14 protein-coding genes and 1 pseudogene are annotated in these 18,035 nt (G+C 56.7%); 5 read left to right on the top strand and 10 right to left on the bottom strand.

What is annotated here, in order from left to right:
• Positions 1-396 precede the first annotated feature (396 nt).
• On the top strand, positions 397-648 hold the full coding sequence (locus L6639_RS41695) for a hypothetical protein (RefSeq protein ID WP_237867205.1): 252 nt from the start codon (positions 397-399) through the stop codon (positions 646-648).
• Between the two features lie 2,042 nt (positions 649-2,690).
• Here the strand turns inward: L6639_RS41695 and L6639_RS41700 are convergent.
• From L6639_RS41700 to L6639_RS41725, 6 genes and pseudogenes are all read right to left on the bottom strand, one after another.
• Positions 2,691-3,455 (bottom strand): annotated as a pseudogene (locus L6639_RS41700) (IS256 family transposase); the annotation flags it as partial.
• A gap of 432 nt (positions 3,456-3,887) precedes the next feature.
• The gene (locus L6639_RS41705; protein ID WP_237867206.1) at positions 3,888-4,382 is read right to left on the bottom strand and encodes a DsrE family protein; all 495 of its coding nucleotides are present in this window, start codon (positions 4,380-4,382) and stop codon (positions 3,888-3,890) included.
• Positions 4,383-4,932: 550 nt separating this feature from the next.
• Complete coding sequence (locus L6639_RS41710; protein ID WP_237867207.1) at positions 4,933-5,949, bottom strand: TAXI family TRAP transporter solute-binding subunit; 1,017 nt, start codon at positions 5,947-5,949, stop codon at positions 4,933-4,935.
• A 31-nt stretch (positions 5,950-5,980) separates the two neighbouring features.
• A complete protein-coding gene (locus L6639_RS41715; protein WP_237867208.1) occupies positions 5,981-8,056 on the bottom strand; it encodes a coiled-coil domain-containing protein in 2,076 nt (691 codons plus the stop codon).
• Positions 8,057-8,799: 743 nt separating this feature from the next.
• On the bottom strand, positions 8,800-9,585 hold the full coding sequence (locus tag L6639_RS41720; protein ID WP_237867210.1) for an FkbM family methyltransferase: 786 nt from the start codon (positions 9,583-9,585) through the stop codon (positions 8,800-8,802).
• Between the two features lie 665 nt (positions 9,586-10,250).
• Positions 10,251-10,460, bottom strand: a complete 210-nt coding sequence (locus L6639_RS41725; RefSeq protein WP_237867211.1) for a hypothetical protein — start codon at positions 10,458-10,460, stop codon at positions 10,251-10,253.
• Positions 10,461-10,660: 200 nt separating this feature from the next.
• On the opposite strand from L6639_RS41725, the gene L6639_RS41730 reads away from it, so the two are divergent.
• Complete coding sequence (locus tag L6639_RS41730; RefSeq protein ID WP_237867213.1) at positions 10,661-10,948, top strand: hypothetical protein; 288 nt, start codon at positions 10,661-10,663, stop codon at positions 10,946-10,948.
• 20 nt (positions 10,949-10,968) lie between these two features.
• Positions 10,969-11,298 (top strand): PilZ domain-containing protein, encoded by a 330-nt coding sequence (locus tag L6639_RS41735; protein WP_237867215.1) that lies wholly within the window; start codon positions 10,969-10,971, stop codon positions 11,296-11,298.
• A gap of 381 nt (positions 11,299-11,679) precedes the next feature.
• Here L6639_RS41735 and L6639_RS41740 read toward each other — a convergent pair whose 3' ends face one another.
• Positions 11,680-11,886, bottom strand: a complete 207-nt coding sequence (locus L6639_RS41740; protein ID WP_237867216.1) for a cold-shock protein — start codon at positions 11,884-11,886, stop codon at positions 11,680-11,682.
• Positions 11,887-12,914: 1,028 nt separating this feature from the next.
• Between L6639_RS41740 and L6639_RS41745 the strand changes: the two genes are divergently transcribed.
• The gene (locus L6639_RS41745) at positions 12,915-13,535 is read left to right on the top strand and encodes a LabA-like NYN domain-containing protein (protein WP_237867219.1); all 621 of its coding nucleotides are present in this window, start codon (positions 12,915-12,917) and stop codon (positions 13,533-13,535) included.
• A gap of 283 nt (positions 13,536-13,818) precedes the next feature.
• On the opposite strand, the gene L6639_RS41750 is transcribed toward L6639_RS41745, so the two are convergent.
• Positions 13,819-14,061, bottom strand: a complete 243-nt coding sequence (locus L6639_RS41750; RefSeq protein WP_237867221.1) for a PilZ domain-containing protein — start codon at positions 14,059-14,061, stop codon at positions 13,819-13,821.
• A 1,132-nt stretch (positions 14,062-15,193) separates the two neighbouring features.
• Entirely contained in the window at positions 15,194-15,820 is a 627-nt protein-coding gene (locus tag L6639_RS41755) for a hypothetical protein (protein ID WP_237867222.1), read from the bottom strand.
• Positions 15,821-16,658: 838 nt separating this feature from the next.
• Here L6639_RS41755 and L6639_RS41760 point away from each other — a divergent pair.
• Positions 16,659-16,970: a hypothetical protein gene (locus L6639_RS41760; RefSeq protein WP_237867223.1), complete on the top strand. Its 312-nt coding sequence runs from the start codon at positions 16,659-16,661 to the stop codon at positions 16,968-16,970.
• A 588-nt stretch (positions 16,971-17,558) separates the two neighbouring features.
• On the opposite strand, the gene L6639_RS41765 is transcribed toward L6639_RS41760, so the two are convergent.
• Positions 17,559-17,858, bottom strand: coding sequence for a hypothetical protein (locus L6639_RS41765; RefSeq protein WP_237867224.1), 300 nt, complete (start codon positions 17,856-17,858; stop codon positions 17,559-17,561).
• Between the last annotated feature and the right edge of the window lie 177 nt (positions 17,859-18,035).

Below are 18,035 nucleotides of genomic sequence, written 5' to 3' on the forward strand. Positions count from 1 at the left end.
GCACGAACTGCTGCCCTGGGAATGGAAGCTCCTGCGCCAAGCCGATAAGCCAACCGATCAGCAAGCCGCCTGACCTTAACCCCAACGCCATCATAGACCCCGCCGTGCCCGCGCGCATCCGTCAATCAGGCGGTATTCGTCGTATGCGTACTATAGACCAACAAGCCTTGATTTTTTTGATCGGGTCAAAGCCGCGGCCGCTTGAGAAGCAGCGATCAAGCCAGCGAGCCCGAGCAGCCGGTTGTATTGACGGGTGTCAACCGCGGCACACGGCGCTGCAGCATCCATGCGTTTTCTACCTAATTTGGACTGTTCCGCGCGAGAGCCAAAAAGAAGCCCATTTTATGCCGCGACTCAGGGGGAGGTTCCCAAAATTCGGAAAAGAGGGATCATGCGATGCGGCCCGCGATCTACAACGTTTATAAAATGAAGGAAGAGAGACTGCCACGTGGCGCTCGTGAAGCTTGGCTGCGAACTTATCCCGATGAAAGTCCCGCTGATGACTATTGGACGTTCATTGGTGTCGAGCGCAAACCTAGCCGATTTACGATTGCGGAAATGGAAGAGCAGGGCTTTTCCTACAGAGAAATCCCGATTTGGCTAGATAGCTCGCGCCGTTGGTATCGAAAGAAAGATAAAGAAGAATAATGAGTCCCGAGTTCAGTGCGCAGCTTGAGCGTGGGCGAAATCGAAAGCACTTAGCGCCATCGACTCAAAGCTTTCAAGAGTTCGTCCTTAGGTGTTGCACGAGCTTGGCGTGGATCATTTGGCGGTCGACGGGGCAGAACGCATCACGTTGGTCGCCGGTTACCCCTGAGGGTGAGTTACGTCGAGGCCTAAAGCTGCCATGCGTCGGCGGATGCGGCCAACGCCTCCGCCATGGCGGATAGGGGCGTTCCCTAGGATATGTTGTTTCGCATTTGGCAAATCGAGACTAACGTGGTTCGAAGGCCGAGATCCAGCTGCAGGTCAGGAGTTCGGACGCCGCCAGTTAAATCGCCCATCTTGGCTTGGCGGCGGATCACCGCCTTGTGTCAACAGGCGCAGCATCCATCCTTCCTGCCTCGGCGGCTGCGGGACCGGAAGACTGTCGACCCGGCCTGCGATTGCCGCTAACTTGTGGGAAAGTTAACAAGGCTCTGTGATTGAGCCGGTAAAAAGTGCTCGGATTGGATCCGTGGAAGAAGCTCGGTATTCCCGTTTATTTCAACGGAGGGTTGGATGCCCATGCATTTCGGTTGAAGATTACACCGGTAATACGAAAGTCAGCGTTCACTGGACAGTCCAACCTTTCGCTACGTCAGATCGTGCCAGCATCTACATCGAGAACCGCGCCTGCGGACAGATCGCAGGCCTCAAGTCGCTCATCGCAATCGCCGTTATATTCTCCCGCGAGCTGGCGGGGGTGCCATGGGCGACGATCGATCTCGCCAAGCTAGAGCGAAGCCAAGGCGCGACGATGAAGTATGAGATGTAGATAGGGGCTGGGATGCCTCGGAAGCGTCGCCGCACTGATATGTCCGGTCTTCAAGGTCCTTGATCTTTCTGATGCATGATCGCGACCGTGACTTACGCTTTCCATCGGACGACGCAGGTCACACCGCCGCGCCGAAGCACAATGCCGGCGCTAAGGCGCGGGCCATCAGAACTATCGACAGAAACTAGCCTGCGCCGATTCCGACGAGGGACATGCGGTGCCAGAAGTTTCCCCAGCAGAGCCCGAGCCGGGCCTCACTGATGTGTCGCATGGAGGGCGGCCCAGCCGAATGTCCCTGACTGCCCGTCACTCGCGGCCTTCCGATAGGCTTCGTTCCTTCGCTGGGACCGTTCAAAATTGTACCCTAGTAAGAGAAGGTTTTGCATGGCGGGGGGGCGTCTCGGTAGTAGCGGGCGGCGCGAAGCGGGCGTTGTGTTGATAGTCCACGATGAACGCTGCAGTGAAGAGCTCGCGGGACGCGAGGCACTTTAATGGAATCGTTACAGCTCCTTGACAGTCTAGGACTATTGCAATCGTCGCAATACGCGACGTCAGGAATTACGGGTTTACCTTTAGATACAGACCTGCTCGGTTGGCGGTCTCCTCACCGGAGAAGTCCATTATGTGCAAGGGAATTCTCATTGCGCTGATAGCGCTGCTCATTTTGGTGATATGCGATCAATGCTGGACGAGTGGTCGCTATACTATGGCTGGCATCGCGATGACAAAGCAGATCGGTCGCTCTTACGGCATCTGACCGCACTATCTTCAGAACAGCCTGCATAGGTAGCGGCGCCTGCGCTCATCGGTTGCGCGAGAGGCTGTTGAGATCCTGCCCGCAGTTCGATTAGATGTCCTGGTGTCCAATCGTCCAATCCTCCGCCGGCTCGGTTGAAGGCATTCGCTGGACTCGAGCCTTAGCAATCGCCGCTTCCACCTGCGTGTCTGCGTGGCCAGCACAGAGGCTTTTGGGGCAAAAAGTTCATCAAAATAGAGCTTTGAAGCACCGAAAGTCTCGACGAAGCTCACCGGGGAGTAAGTCGAACGTCGCATCCGTCCGATTGCTATGCGCGCGATCTGCCGATCGGAGAACTCTTACTAGCCTCACTCGTTCTTGGGCAAGGAGCCTGGCCGCGGCCTAATTTGATCGTGTCCCTAAGCGTGGTGCGGCTCGCCGGCGGGTCACCGCGTTCACCGGCATGGGCCGGGCTGATCAGCTGGCGATAACCTGAACGCTGACGTTTGGATCATCGCTCAACGGCGCGATGGCTTCTAGCGTCATGTAGCGGGCGCGCTGCACGGCCCATTCATCGTTCTGTTCGAGCAGGATCGCGTCGATGAGACGGACGATGGTATCCCCGTTAGGGAAGATGCCGACGACCTCGGTCCGCCGCTTGATTTCGCCGTTAAGGCGCTCGATCGGGTTGGTGGAGTGCAGCTTGGTCCGATGTTGCGGCGGGAATGTCATGTAGACCAGCACATCGGTCTCGGCCTCGTCGAGGAAGCAGGCAAACTTGGGCAGCTTGGGACGGAGCGGGTCGGCGACCTTGCGCCATTGGCTTCGTGCGGCCTCGGCATCGTCCTTGGCGAACGCGGTGGCGATGAAGGCGGAGACGACGCGTCGGCCGCTCGTGCCGGAATGGGCCCGTGCGTTACGAAACGCTGCCAGGAGGCATTGAGCACCTTGGCGACGGTGGCCTTGATGCCCTCATGGGCGTCGGAGACGACCAGCTTGACGCCGCGCAGGCCGCGTCGTGCAAGCTTGCGCAGGAATGCTGTCCGGAACGACTCGGCCTCTGAGGGGCCGATATCCACGCCGAGAACCTCGCGCCGGCCATCGCTGTTGACGCCGATCGCGACGATCACCGCGACCAACACGATGCGCCCTGCTGGCGCACCTGCACATAGGTGGCGTCGATCCACAGATACGGCAATCGCCTTCGATCGGCCGGGCGAGGATCGCCTTCACCTTGTCGTCGCTCTCCGCGTACATTGATATCGAATCAGGTTCGCGTCCATCGACGTCTGAATTGATTGATGGGACTTGCGCAGCTGCGCAGCCGTAGTCATGTCCGTGCTCGATAGCTGTGATCAATTCGTTTTCATCATGTCTTGGGGAGCGTCGCGCGCGTGGCCTACTGGTGCGTTTTGAGGCCCTTGTTTTCAAAAATCGGACGAGTGGAATGGTTCAGGCTCGCGGCAGCTGCTATCCCTGCAGGCAACGGGACGAGCTTTGCCTCCGCCTGTCACGGAATGCCGGGGTGCTTGACCCGCCCTGACTACTCGCAACGTTGGTTGTGGTGAGAGCTCGTCGTCACCCCATCTCGACGCACGGAAGGCGACAGTCACGTTCGGTGATGGTCGGCGGGGGCCTGACGGCCGCCCGCGCAGGCGCATCAAACAGGCCCGGTCACGGCTTTACGTACGACCATCCCTGTTCCTGCAGTTCCATGATCCGGGTGACCCCGGAGCTCACGACCTGCGCTTGTGGGATAATGGGAATGTCCTTGCCCTCGGCCTTGCTCATGTTCTGCTTGGTGTTGCCGCACGCCTTAAAGGAGATTTCAGGCGTGCTCAATGCCAGCGTTTCGATCCTCGCTTTCACAGGAGACGTATCGTCGCGCAACATGTGCAGGCCGGGGCCGAAGGTGACAACCTCGATTGAAACAGTCTGCCCAAGTTCCTTATAGTACTGCACGACATTGGCCGCATTGTTGAGCGCAAGGTTCATCATCGCGGGGTCGTTACTGTTAACTTGCAGGATAAGCCGATGGCTCACCTTGGCGGAAACGTCCTGTTTCGAAATCGTGGAAGACTTCGAGCTCGTATTCTTCGCCAGCGCAGGCGCGGTCATCAACAGTGTGATCGCAGCAACCGCGTGTAATGCATTTCGAACAGTAAGCATCTGAGTATTCTCCCTGACTATCAATTGCGCAACTTCGCGGTGGCCGGGGGCCAGTTACAGGCAACAGCCAATCTTCCTTTTGCGGACTTAAGCCCGTCGAGCAGGAAAGTTCCTTCCCGAACTGTTCCCGATCGCGACGCAAGGCGAATGGATATCTCTCCATCGCCTGGAAGGGTTTGCAGCAAACTCACGACCTCGCCGGGCATCGCAATGCCTCCGAATAGCGAAGTGCCAGCTCCTGCCTGCGTAAGGCTGCCGCCGTTCACCGAATATGAAAAATCGTAACCGTCAGGGGCCGCAGAGATGTTCGGTCCCCTCACGACAAGATGAGTCTGGCCGGCCCGGCAATAAATAGAAAGCTCCATTCGGGGACCTGCTGTAGCTGCCTTTGCCCGCGTGGTTGCGATGACGATGGGCGTATAGTCGACTGGGGAGGTGGTCTCGCTGACGATCCAGTTTCCTGTGGAAGGCGGCGGCTGCAAAGTCTGAGCCGACGCCCCGCCACTTCCGAACCACAAGGATGTCAGGAGCAGGGGAAGCCTGGCGTGGTTCATTGCGAGACCTGCTTTGCGCGCGGCTGACGATCCAGCCAGGCCTGGGCTGCAGGAGATCGCGAGAGGCCTGGGACGTTTGCCCCGATGTTTATGGATTTCCATTTCGGGTCGAATCCGACGGTTTGCAACCGGTCGATTCGAGAGAAGAGATAGTCAACGAAGCGAGCAACGCGATCGCTACGGTTCGAGTTTTTTGGCCAATTGAATGACAGCAGTACCGTGGGGACCGCAATCGTTGACACGCGTTCGCCATCCTTGATCAAGGCTGGATAGTCATTTGGCTCGAGGGTCGACGGAAGATAGTAATCCTCGAACTTGGAGTCGTAGGTGACCGGCAGGAATTTGTAACCGGCGTCCCAACGCCCTCGCGCAAAGGCATCCACGGGCTTTGAGGTAATGAAGACCACCGCGGCAATCTCACCCTGACGCATTTGCTCGAGTGCGACCTGATGAGGGATGAAGGTCTTCTCCACGTCAACGCCGAGACGACTGAAAATCAGGGGCCCAGTGTATGCGGCGGCCGTTCCACGCGTGTTGAAATTGACCTTCTTGCCCGCGAGATCCTGCAACGTCTTGATCTCTGGGCGAACGAAAATATGAACTTCGGAAGGGAAGAGGTTCAGGAGATAGACTACACGAGTTTGTATGTCCGGTACTTGAGCCTTGTATTCTTCGAGCGCATCCAGATTGACGATAGCGAGGTCGACGCCGCGCAAATAGAGGAGGTCGTTGAGGTTTTCTACCGGGCCCCGCGTAACGATGGGCAGGACGATCATGTTGCGACCATCGTCGACGACACGCGCGATCTCGGTGGCGAAGCGTATTGGTGCTCCCTCGAGTTGGCCGGCGGCCAGACCTAATGTCCACGCGTTAATGCTGTCTTTTTGTGACTTCTGCGCAGCTGCGGCGCGCTGAGACTGGCTGGGTGGTATTTGCGCCTGAACGGGTGCCGCAAAGGCGAAAGTCAGCAAGACAAAAAACCGAAGGATAATTGGCGTCAGGGAAACACGCATAGTCGCCTCACACTCACAAGTACAAAGCAATTTACTGGCGCAATGAATCAAGAGGGGCCTTGGCTTCGGTAATTCCGGCGGCGAGTGCCTTCGCGTAGTATTCACGCGCCTTCGAAGTATCCGCTCGGGTTCCGTAGACGTTCCAGCGTGATAAAACGCGAGGATCGTAGGTCTGAGCCATCATAAAGCTGGCCTTAGCACCTCCCAATTCAACGGCGCGTTGGAGGAAACTTCGGGCGCTGTTGATGTCGCCGTCGGCGAGGAAGGAATCGGCTCGCTCCATCAGATGGGCGATCTCTGGATTTTGAACGGGCTGCGTTGGCTGTGTCGTGGGAGTAGCGGCAGGGACTTTGGCAGGCCCGATGGCCTCGGGCGCCGTCGAAATCGGGCGCTCTTTCCGTTGCGCAACGGCGTCGGCTGCTTTCGTTGCGGCTGCGCGGGTGCTGGCGAGTTCGGCTGTCAATGCAGCAGTCTTCCTTCGCTCGTCCTGAAGCGCTGCAGTGCTTGCTTCAGCATTGCTCTCCAAGTTAGCGATGTCATCCTTCAAAGCACTCGATTGGGAGGCTTTTAGATCCAACTCCCGGCGAACCGCAGTTAGATCGGCCGTCAGCGAAGCATTGCGGTCTCGTTCTTGTCGGAGCGCAACAGCTGCGGCTTCCCCGGTTATTCTGAGTTCGGCAGCATCCTCTCCAGCCTTTCTGAATTGATCCGCCTTCGTGTCTATGTCGCGGCGAGCCGCAGCTAAATCATTCATAAGCGAGGCGGTCCGCTTGCGTTCTTCTTGGAGGGCAGCCTTTGTTGCTTCGGAGGAGTTTTTTAGCTCCTGCGCTTCCACTCCGGCCTTGCTAGATAGGACGACCCTAGCTTCAAGGTCGCGGCGCACCACCCCTAGATCGCCTAGCAGCGATGCAGTTCGCTTGCGCTCGTCCTGCAGGGCTGCGTTGGCGTTCTCGGCAGACTTCCTCAGTTCGGCTGCATCCTCACCGGTCATGCTGGGTTGCGCCATCCTGGCGTCCAGTTCGCGGCGCACCGCAGCCAAGTCGGCGACGAGCGATGCAGACCGCTTGCGTTCATCCTGCAGGGTCGCGTCTTTTTCTTGCGCGGTCCTTCTGAGATCCGCTAGTTCCCCGTTAGTCTTGCTGGATTGGGAGACCAGAGCATCGAGGTTGCGGCGCGCAGCAGCTAGTTCGCTCGTGAGCGAAGCGGTTCGCTTCCGCTCGTCCTGCAGGGCTGCGTTGGCGGTCTCGGCAGACTTTCTCAGTTCGGCTGCATCCTCGCCGGTCATGCTGGGTTGCGCCATCCTGGCATCCAGATCGCGGCGTACCGCAGTCAAGTCGGCGACGAGCGATGCAGACCGCTTGCGTTCATCCTGCAGGGTCGCGTCTTTTTCTTGCGCAGTCCTTCTGAGATCCGCTAGTTCCCCGTCAGTCTTGCTGGATTGGGAGACCATAGCATCGAGGTTGCGGCGTGCAGCTGCCAGGTCGGTCGCGAGCGAAGCGGTCCGCTTCCGCTCCTCCTGCAAGGCCGCGGTCGAGGCCTCACCTGTCTTCCTAAGTTCTACCGCTTCCGCTTGCGTCTTGCCGGACTCGACGGCCTTGGCGTCCAGGTCGTGCCGAGCGGCTGTCAAAGCATTCATGAGCGTTGCAGTCTGCTTTCGCTCGTCTTGCAGTGCGGCGGTGGCTGCCTCTGCAGTTTTTTTAAACTCGGCGGCGTCATCATTGGCTTGGCGCGATTGACTTCCTTTGGCACTCAGCTCCCGTCGTGCGACCGCCAATTCGTTCGTGAGCGCTTCGATTAAATGCGTGGCATCCAAGTCGTCGCCTGGCACGGAGATCCGTACACTCTCGGTTGCTTTCGAGCCATCAGGCCGGGGTTTACTTTTGGTTTCGCTTCCGTCATCGACCAAGGCGAGAGCTAACATCACGGTGACGACTGCCGAAAGTGCAACAAGAAGCGATCGTGGGAGGAGCGTTCTGAGTGGCGTTGAAACAGCAACATCGTCCTCAAACTCGGCCTCATCTGGCAGGTCCGGCAGACGCTTTATAAATCTTGCAGCAGAGCGTTTTGAACGCTCATCCATTGCAATGTTGAAGCCACTTTCTGTCATTACGGCTCCGCGAGCTTCCTTGCACAAAAAGGAAGCGAATAAGGCCGGCTCGATTTCAAACCAGCGGGGAATAAGCCCGTTGAAAAAATCCGGGTGGGTTCAGCAATCACCCCGCCAAACGAACAGCATAATTTCAGTTTTTCTAACTTACCTTTATATTATTGTAAAATAAAGCTTTTCGCCAGCGGAAATTGCGGCGGCTCGGTTCGACTGGCTTGCTCGGGAAAGCCGCGTGGCTCGGCTCTGGCAGAATCCTTGAGCCGAGGATGATCGGGCGCAATTAAAGATGGCCGATTTAATTAGATATAATTCGAGGATGGGAAATGTGCTCGCAGGTTCCCGGCGGTCCATTCGGTAGGCCTGCTTGAGGCCATAGGTAAAGGCAGCGGACTCCTCGATAGGCGCCTTCAAGGCGAGATTCTCGGGCATCTCGAACATTTCCTCGGCGAAACCTCGCCCGTTGAACTGAATCGGCGCCTACCCTTATTTTAGCGTGCGGGCGCGTGGGCACCGACGACGGTCATGCGGGATCTTGATTTCGCTAAACCGACTCGAGCGGTGTGAATGCACCAGGGGAGATATTTCACTTGTTCATGTCTCCCGCTAACCTGATCACAAATGCCTTCGACCTTTCTGGTTCTCCAACGCTTCGGGAACCCCGAGCTCCGGTGCCTAACGCGCTGCAATGACCCGTCAACGCCGCGCCCAATGGCGGCAACCACGAAGGCCGGCAGGTGCGGGTGCTAAAGGAGCTTAATGTAGGTCAGTATTTCGCCCGCGATGAAAATTTCGAATGCATAGGCAGCCAGGGCCCTCTGAAACGTAAAGCTCGAGCCGGCGCCCGGCAGCATCCAGTCGTGAGGCTCAATATGCACAACGAACACATCTGCGAGCCATTCGGTGTTGTTTGCGAAGAGGTCCTTCTCAAAGCCTTCGATGTCAATTTTCGCTATGAATGGCACCCCGTTGGGAACGCAATCAAAGGCATTGCGCATTGTCATGATGGGCAGGCCGCTCGATGAGCGCTCTACTCGCGATGCCCAACCCATGTCGCCTTCGAGGACGTGGACAAAACCTGGTTCGGCTCCGATTGCCGCTCGAAAGGGAATGATTTTATCGGCGAGTTCCGCATTTTTCGCCAGAATGCGGAAGTTCTCTGGGTCTGGCTCTACAGCGACGACGATGCAGGCCGGAAACTGCTTTGTAAACCAGAGCGATGCTGCGCCAATATTCGCACCGGCGTCTACGATGACCGGGGCTTGGCCGGAGGCAATAATCTCCTTGTATCGACGGTTGACGCGGTCCTCGACACTCGGGATCGAATGAGAGACGTCGTACTGATGAGAACCGAAGACCCCCCGGACGGTGTCGATGTCGGAGTCTCCAGCCCGGACGTGAATAGCTTGGCCCGAGACATAAATCTTGGCCGTGTCTGCGCCCGTGAGCCGCGGGACGTGACGCATAAGGAAGCGCGGACCGTATCGCACGAGGTCTTTGAGATTGGTCAAAATACGATGGATAACGGACATCGATATATGGTCCAGGTCCGAAAACAGGTCTTAGGTATTAATACGAAATAAATCCGACCGGGTATGTCAGCGCCTTCGCCTGACAAGAGCCTGATTGCCACGCGCTCTCAGACTACGAACGTTATACCCCCGTGGACCGACTGACAATGAGATGTGGCGGACGGCGAATACGACTATCGGAATTAATCGGGGCTCCGTTATCAAGTTTAACATACGACTTTGATTGGTGCATCCATCCGACGAGCTATGTTGGGTCGACCGAACAATTGTTTTGTCCGCATCGCTCCGAGATCGCCAAAGCAGGGCCAGCGGCGACCATCCGCCTCGGCCGAGCTCTCAATATCATTGTTAAGGGCTATCTTTGAAGACATCTCAGAGTAGTCGTGATGCCGGCGGTGACCGCGCAGTGCTCGACGTTGCCAGTGTGCGATCGGCGGGTTCAGAATCGATACTGCGTCAATCGGACGGCGATCGCGACGCTCGGTCCATTGGTGCATTTATGGCGTCGCCGTTTGGTCTCGCTCGGCGCGGCCAGTGTTGTTCTCCTAAAGCTCGACCTCGAAGCGGAGGAAATCTCATCCTGGCGATTGCGAGTTTGCCTGGCACTACTATGACCTTGTCAGGCTCAGGGTTGTCTAAGGTGTCGATCTTGGCTGGTCGGCTTTTCAAGTTGCGAGATCGTATTTTGGTCGCGTCCGATCAGCGATCTCTTCGACGCGGCGTTGAAAGCTGATCGAATTTAGTGGCGCTGATTGGACGGTCGGCCGCCAGCCATACGCTTGATCACGATGCACGACGACATCAAATCCCGGCATGGCGACAACCTGACAGATGGCATCAGAAAGTTCTTGCGCTGATTTCAATTCCTTGGCCATTGCGTTCATCCGGGGGGTCGCCAAGAGCGAAAGCTACAAAAGTAAGGCGCGTCCAAATGCGCCGATCGAAACTAAGTGATTTCGATCACAGTCGCCTATCGGAGCGGATGTAACTCCGACACTCAAGTAGCACAACAATGATGAGATGCTCTCTTAAGTTGCAACGTGAAGACTGCGTGGGCGGGGCTTTTGATTAAGGGTTGAGCAAGGTTGCCTCGCTTATTGTTGAGCTTTTATGGCAACGACGCCGACAGGGGATTTTCAAAATGATGTCGGAGATTGAAAGTGAATTGGCCGAACTGAATCGATCGGTAGCCGAACGCCAGCGTCACATTGAAGACAGAGCGACATTGATCGCAGTCCTTGAGCATGATGGCCACGACGTCTCCGATCAGGAACTGGCCTTGAAGAAAGATCGCTCAGAACTGGCGGTTTTGATTGCTCACCAATTCGAGCTCATTAAGAAATCGACGCAACCCGCCGATTAGTCAAGTCCAGCGGTGATCCCATGCAAAAGACTAGCGATGTTGAAAAACGTCGACCGTCTCGCGTTGAATTCTCTCACGGTGTGGACGTCCAAATCGTCGCGATCGACGGCACCTGGAGCCGCTCTTGCAAGATGATCGATATATCACAGGCGGGCGCTAAGCTGCTTATCGAGACGTCTATAGAAGACCCGGGTCGCAAGGAGTTTTTCCTCGTACTCTCGACGAGGGGCGTTGCCTATCGTCGTTGCGAGTTGGCTTGGGTCAATGGTGAGCAGATCGGTGTCCGCTTTCTTGGCACTGGCGTTAAGAAAAGGTGGCCCGCAAAGCGATCGCCTGATCGTCTCGCTTGAACTGTGCAGTCGCGAGACCAAACTGGTTGTTCACGCCAAGCAGGTGTCCGCTTCCGATCAAGATGCTGCTTTTAATGTGTCAGATGGGCATTTGCTTCTCAGCACGCTGGTATTAGCCGGAAGTGAACTCGCGCGAGTTATCAGGGCCATCCAATGTCCGGCGCCTGAGCAGGAGCATAAGTGTCCCAAGCCAAGCTCTCGACTTAACGTCTGCCGAAACTACACAGGCGAGCGGCTTCGAGACGCTCGACAAGCAGGTCCGCTAAAGGGCGCGCCGGGTACGACGGCGAAACAGGGCCAGCACCGATTGGGTACTGAGTCCAGGTCAATATGTCCTCAAAAGGAAGCCGGACCCCAATAGCGCATCAAGAGATGCTTTTCCTATCCAAACCGGAGATTCTCGGCAGACACCTTGCCAGATCGACCAGCCTTCAGTTCGTAGCTGAGACGTGCGCCCTCGGCGAGGTTGGTATAGCCGGCCTTCTCGACCGCGCTGATATGGACGAAAACGTCTGGCCCGCCTTCATCGGGCTGAATGAAGCCATAGCCTTTGATCGTATTAAACCACTTAACAATTCCCATTGCCAACGTCACGTCCTCCGAATGAAACATCTTAATTTAGCTGAGGTCGGTCAGAGGTATCAAGTCTGCTTCTCGGTCGACCGACACCATCCTCTGCCGATGTCTCGTTGATACGCCGATGATCGTCAGAACGATGCCATCACAGTCAATGCGGCATTTGGAGCGGGCGGGAGGCGCTCGGGGCGCTAGGGTTTCAGGTTGCAGTGTGAGGGGACAAGGCCCGGCGTGGGCGCCGGCGAAAGCCGCCGTTTGTGTCCCATGAGTAAAAAAGCCAACCGCTTAAATGTCACGCGGGGGGCGGCTTTCCAGCCGCCGAGGATGTGCAAAATCCCGGCGATTCAACTCTGCCCAACATGTATAAGGCTTTGATGTCTTGGAGAGAGGCGGGTACCGGGTTCGGCTAACGGTCGTGCACCGCCAGATGTCGTCCTTAAGCCAGGACAGTCGTGCTTACCTATCAACAGGGCCTGGCATGCCCGCAAATCTGCATCGATAGCTCGAGCTGAGTAACGGCCAATCGATGACCGAAATCTGAACCTGCGGCGCGTCTGCGACCAGCGCTCACAATGCGGCCTGTGCCATCCCTCTTGAGAGTGCCTACTTCCAAGCCTCGCGCAGTCAGCAACGATCTTCAATCGACCTGCTTGAAGCTATGGTGAAATTTGGCTCGTGCAGCGATAGAGTACGCGGCGGCAGCCCGACTAAGCGCGGTCCCAGACATAACGGGTCTTCCTATGTTATCTGATGTCGCCCAACGCCAGTTGCCCATGCCTGACAATCGTGTGGACGAATCGAACAAAAGCCTTTGGACGCGACCAAAAACTGAAGACTTTCAAGTCAGACGGCGTCCAAGGTCACCTGTCGGGACAACTGAGGGACGCTTGTTAAGTTCGGGTGCACAATATACTTGTAGGAAATCGGTTGAAGCCGTGACCATATGTTGGTACCGGCGACGTTCGCTATCTCGCGAAATGGCTTACGATGCCGCGTTGTGAAGTGACCAGCTGACACTGCGCCCGGCGAGAGCGAACTGAATGTCACCTTCTCCCGATAGCAAGATCGCGCTCTTTATCGATGGGGCCAATCTTTACGCAACTGCGAAAGCCCTCGGCTTCGATATCGATTACAAGCGGCTGCTGACCGAGTTTCAGAGCCGCGGGACGCTGCTGCGGGCGTTCTATTACACAGCGATCATCGAAGATCAGGACTATTCCTCGATTCGTCCGCTGATCGACTGGCTTGATTACAACGGCTACACCGTGGTCACCAAGGCGACCAAGGAGTTCATCGACGCCTCCGGCCGCCGCAAGGTCAAGGGCAACATGGACATCGAGCTCGCAGTTGACGCCATGGAGCTCGCCGAGCACATCGACCAGATGGTGCTGTTCTCCGGCGACGGCGACTTCCGCTCGCTGGTCGAGACCGTGCAGCGCCGCGGTGTCAGGGTCACGGTGGTTTCCACCATCGCCAGCCAGCCGCCGATGATCGCCGATGAGCTGCGCCGCCAGGCCGACGTCTTCACCGATCTCGTCGAGTTGCAATCCAAGCTCGGACGCGCCCCCTCAGCACGCCCAGCCCCTCGCGACCGCGAGGCACGCAGTCATCTATCCAAGTTCTCGCAAGAGCCGAAGGGAAATGAACCACAGAATGAGTGAGCCGATAGCGCTGGGTCGGAGCTAGAGCTGCCGATCGCTTCAATGCGCGCCCCGCGAGCATAATGAAGGCCGCAGTCTCCGACCCGCCAAACCGCCATTGCTCTTTGGCAGGAACGATGAGTGGGGCATGCTAGAAGTTTTGCGACTGAAAGCGCTTGCGCGATTGGCAAGATGCTTGCGAAACCCCCGAATAGGGCGAGAACGCGCTCGGGCCACACCGCCTCAGAGAATGTTCCACCGAGACCGCTAGAAGGTCTCTGGTGAGTGGGCTTTTGCGGGGGGCTTAGTCCTCGAAAGATACGCCGATCCGTTTTTCTGATCGCCAGATCAACCTGCAATTTCGCAAGATGCGGTCTCTCTCTAACATGAGCTTGAACCGAGGTCTTAGGCAGGATGGATCTGGCACGTCAATGGCCGCACCGCTTGGCGAAATGTTGACGACCAGGCAGCGAATGCTCGAGCCGTCGCCCGCGATGTAGGCGATTTCTTCGATCTCATCGCGTTCTGTTGCGCGGCGCTCGATCATGATCGGTGCTAGGCTGCGTCCATCTGTGGCATGGCAATATGCTCAAGGGATGGAACCAAAGAGGGAGCCTCGTCCTCAATCTGCGCGAGGCGACAAACGAGATCGCGCAGCCGAGGAGGCAACTCGTTGCGGTCCGGGCGGAGTATACAGCCAAGCCTTGCGCCGATCTCGTCACAGATGGCGCGGGCATGAACTGATGTAAGGTCAAGCTGGTTAGCCATGGTAGCGTCGCGCGCGAGAGAGGTCAAAGACTTTCAATTGCAATATCGGCCGCTACCGAGCTTGCAAACGCGCAAGGCCCTCTAATGCTGCAGCAACGGCGTCTCCACTCTTCGATAACAGGCCGAGATTGCCGGGCGATTAGGAAAGCTGGTTTCTGGAAGATTTAGGGGCTTGGTAAGGGATCGTTTAAGGACAACGATGGATTTCGAGGAAGTCTTGGCAATCGGTGATCGGGTACGCGCCGGCGCCGCGGCAGATTGCTGCGTGCTGAAAGCGCGTCGCTACAAGTGAGGCCCTGGCTTTCTGAAATGAAAAAGGCCCCAGCTCGAGCCGGGACCTCATTCCAGAAAGGCGTCCAGCGAGATGAGCCCCTGCCGAACATGATTAACCACTAAAGGCGTTAATTTATCGGCAGGGTCAGCGCTTGGTCTTGGAAAGTTGGGCGGCCGCAGTGTGACCGCGTCGCTCCTTCGCGTCGCTGCTCAGACGCACAATTGTCGTTACCACCGCGGCGAGCAATGTGATCCAGCAACAAGCGGCGAACACCATCAAAAGCGATTTTCTCATGTCGACCCTCGGACGAACCCATCACTCCCAGTATCGCGGGCAACCTCACCCCGCCTGATCCAGACGAGGCAATGTCAGACGCAAGTAAAACTAGCTGGGGCGAATGACGGTGCAACCGAAGCTTTAAATTAAGCTTGATCCAGCGCCCTGCAGTTAATTCGGGAACCCGCACGCGGAAGCATTTATTGGCACTCAGCTTGTTTAGTCAAAGTGAAGAGGATCAGTCCGTCTGTCTTGGATTGAGGCAACGATGCAAGACGTGTTGCCGGGCTGGTTGATCAGCAAAACGAAGCAGTAGGCATCTTCCATGGCTGGCATCCTGAACGACGCTGGTCTGACCAGTTCACCGTCTCAAGGGGCTTCGTTCGCTCAGACCAACCGCACGAAACCATTTTAGCGGCAGGCCGAGATCATAGCCTCGCCGTCGCAGTTGTTGTGGAGTCCTGCTCAGAGCAAGCGCAATTTCATTTTCGGACGCGCCATTCTCAACCATACGCCGAAATTGCGCATCGTCGGTGGGCGTCCAGCCCAGATAATGACTTTCCATTGAAATCGTAACCTCAGAGTTCGTCGTGGTTCTCCCTCTTCTGCCGAAAGAAAGGAGGCAGCTTGCTGGCGTCCACCGGCGGCCCGTGGACCAATCATTGAAACTCCGGCCTAAAATGAGGCGATTGGCGCCGACAATGATGGCGTTTTCACGCAAGCCGTGCAATCGCGTTATGAAATCAAGGTAACGGCTCACGATTAAACTCAATACTATTTCCTTTGGGCATTCGGGCTGCCTGCTGGCAATCTTCTGCACGAAACGCTGACCCCTTTGGCAGGATAATTGGAGCGCGGGAAATGTCTGCTGGCCAATAACTTCGTCGAAAATCGTACCGGGGTCAGCACAGTAGCGTCTTCGATAGCTGAAAATTGCGGCTTTGGCACGAGGAGCGATCTGGCTGGAACTTGCTCCGGCGGCGCGCATCAAAATCTGCTGTAGATCTTGCTATCTATCCGCGAGTTGATCTTGGAATTCGGAGCCGCAATACCGACAGGCGCCGCGGGTGGTGCAGGGGGTCCCAGGATTGGAAATGGGTGGCGAACGATGAAGACATGCTGTTTAGTGCCAATTGAGTGATCTTGCTTAACCACACCAACCACACCAGTCGTACGACCTCCGCTTCCGGCAGCTGTGACGGAGTTACCGGCGAGAATGGCCATCGTTACGATGCATGCAATCTTGCTGAAACTCATGTCGACCTTCTCAATGACGCTAAGTACCAACTGGCTTTGAAGGGCATCGTTCCTCTTTTTCGTTAACCTCTGTCGCCGCGTTGGGTGGCTTCGACGTCTCCCGACGGCCAGAGCGACCTGCCCGCATTGTGTATGCGGCATTCGCAGGAGTATGCTGAGCTCTATGCAGTTTCAATACGGAGCCATTCAATGAAGAAAGTGGTTTGCGCTGCAACTATAGCATTTTCTACATTGCCCCTTAGCTGATGTTTAGGCCCACGTCGGCTCGACGGAAGTGACTAAGATGTCAACCCATCGACAGCGAGAGCATCCCTCGCGCGGCCCAGATGTCAGGGAAGATCTGCTAGTCGGTCTCTACACGTTCAGGGGCAGCTTAAATTCTTCGCTTATCGCCGAAAGTCGGCTGGCGAAGAGGCGAACTGCGAGCGCACGGCCGAGCACTCTTCTTTGCAGATTTCATTTCCGGTGCCCTCATCACGACGAAGCCATTTCTCGTGCTTCGGAGATCGTCTGGCAACGGCCAGGCCATAAGCTTTGGCGGAAATATACTTTGAAGGGAGCGAGACGACATGAGAGTGCTGTACCTCGCGATCGTCATTTCGCAGCTTTGCGTGAGCGCGACGTCCGCTGAGGACGCTAATGGCCAGGTTGCCTGTGCGGCGACTGCCTTTAAAAACTATCTCACGGCAAGTCAGGTTTTCAGGGACCGGCACGGCGTGGAGGACCAAATTGCCCAGCGCCGTCTGCAAGAGCGATTCTGCCTGCGTTTTGCTCAATGTGTCGCGCGGGTCCAGGGACAAAGCGCTGGACCGTCGCCATCTGGTTTTGCAGACTGTCTAAGGGAGGAAGCGATCGAGCTGTACAAGCTCTACAAGGACTAGCGCAGTCACTGCGCGTATTTCAACGTTTCGCATTGAGAATGCACTTGCGCGAACTGGAGGCATAATTCTCCGCCTCGCTCAGAGCGAAAGACCTCGGCATATATCCGTCGCTGGAGTCCCTCTCGATAAGGGCACGTACTGCACGCCGTAGGCGCAGCAATTCGTCGAGAGGCAGCTTTTCAATCGCTTTCATTCGGCGGTTTTCTCCATTGCACATGATGCCATGTACGGACGATCTCTCCGCCAGGTTTCAGCGGCCCACGCAGGAAAGCGGCTTGAGCCCGGGGAAAGCTGCCGGCTCGTCGGCGAATGTCCATCATAGCAGGGGGCGATACGAATAGAGGGCGCGAGCCGCAAGCCCGTGCCGGGAGCTTTTGTCCCGGGAGATGCCTTTGGCCGGATATGAGATCCCAGGCGAAACACTTCTCCAAGCTGCTTTTGATGGGAAGGGGACGTTGCATTCGATCACCCACTGCAGATCAAGGCCAAAGCATCAATTTCGATGCAGAATGCTGGATGACTATTCTCGCGGCGATCGCGAATGCTGGTGCCTTCATGCACCAGCGGGCTCAAACGAGGCAAGCTAACCTATTCGGGCCGATGCATTCCTGAAAAAGCACGCGCGGTCAAAGAGATTTGGATGGCGTGTTCGGCCCAGCTCAAGCCGGCATAAAGCGACTTCTCGCTACCGCGACATCGAATCTGCTGCCATCCAGTGGAAGACGTTTTTGGCTCGCCATGATGAGGTGTCAGAAGCCAAGAGAATGGACAGACGACGAGGTCAAGATGCTGATCAAATTGAGCGAGGAGGGCGTCCGTTCGAGCGGCCGAGATTGCCAGTACATTGGAGAGATACCTTACATCGGTCAGGCGGGTCGCCAGCAACATGGGCCTCGTTTTGAAGCAGTAGCGGGGCTCTGCAGTGGTCCGGAGGACCTTTAGGTTGGGACAGGGCGTCTGGCTTCCTTTCTTCGGCCAATGCTGAGATTGCGGATTCCGATCGATGTCGCCCAGGATTCCGAGATGATCTCGCCCACCATTCCGATTTGAAGTCGCCCACCCGTT

Source organism: Bradyrhizobium zhengyangense, from assembly GCF_022012555.1.
GTDB classification, from domain to species: domain Bacteria; phylum Pseudomonadota; class Alphaproteobacteria; order Rhizobiales; family Xanthobacteraceae; genus Bradyrhizobium; species Bradyrhizobium zhengyangense.

Bases quoted from the DNA above. Each gene is read 5' to 3' on its own strand.
- L6639_RS41695 (WP_237867205.1), top strand. From the start codon at position 397: ATGCGGCCCGCGATCTACAACGTTTATAAAATGAAGGAAGAGAGACTG.
- L6639_RS41705 (WP_237867206.1), bottom strand. From the start codon at position 4,382: ATGCTTACTGTTCGAAATGCATTACACGCGGTTGCTGCGATCACACTG.
- L6639_RS41710 (WP_237867207.1), bottom strand. From the start codon at position 5,949: ATGCGTGTTTCCCTGACGCCAATTATCCTTCGGTTTTTTGTCTTGCTG.
- L6639_RS41715 (WP_237867208.1), bottom strand. From the start codon at position 8,056: ATGACAGAAAGTGGCTTCAACATTGCAATGGATGAGCGTTCAAAACGC.
- L6639_RS41720 (WP_237867210.1), bottom strand. From the start codon at position 9,585: ATGTCCGTTATCCATCGTATTTTGACCAATCTCAAAGACCTCGTGCGA.
- L6639_RS41725 (WP_237867211.1), bottom strand. From the start codon at position 10,460: ATGGCCAAGGAATTGAAATCAGCGCAAGAACTTTCTGATGCCATCTGT.
- L6639_RS41735 (WP_237867215.1), top strand. From the start codon at position 10,969: ATGCAAAAGACTAGCGATGTTGAAAAACGTCGACCGTCTCGCGTTGAA.
- L6639_RS41745 (WP_237867219.1), top strand. From the start codon at position 12,915: ATGTCACCTTCTCCCGATAGCAAGATCGCGCTCTTTATCGATGGGGCC.
- L6639_RS41750 (WP_237867221.1), bottom strand. From the start codon at position 14,061: ATGATCGAGCGCCGCGCAACAGAACGCGATGAGATCGAAGAAATCGCC.
- L6639_RS41755 (WP_237867222.1), bottom strand. From the start codon at position 15,820: ATGCGCGCCGCCGGAGCAAGTTCCAGCCAGATCGCTCCTCGTGCCAAA.
- L6639_RS41760 (WP_237867223.1), top strand. From the start codon at position 16,659: ATGAGAGTGCTGTACCTCGCGATCGTCATTTCGCAGCTTTGCGTGAGC.
- L6639_RS41765 (WP_237867224.1), bottom strand. From the start codon at position 17,858: ATGTTGCTGGCGACCCGCCTGACCGATGTAAGGTATCTCTCCAATGTA.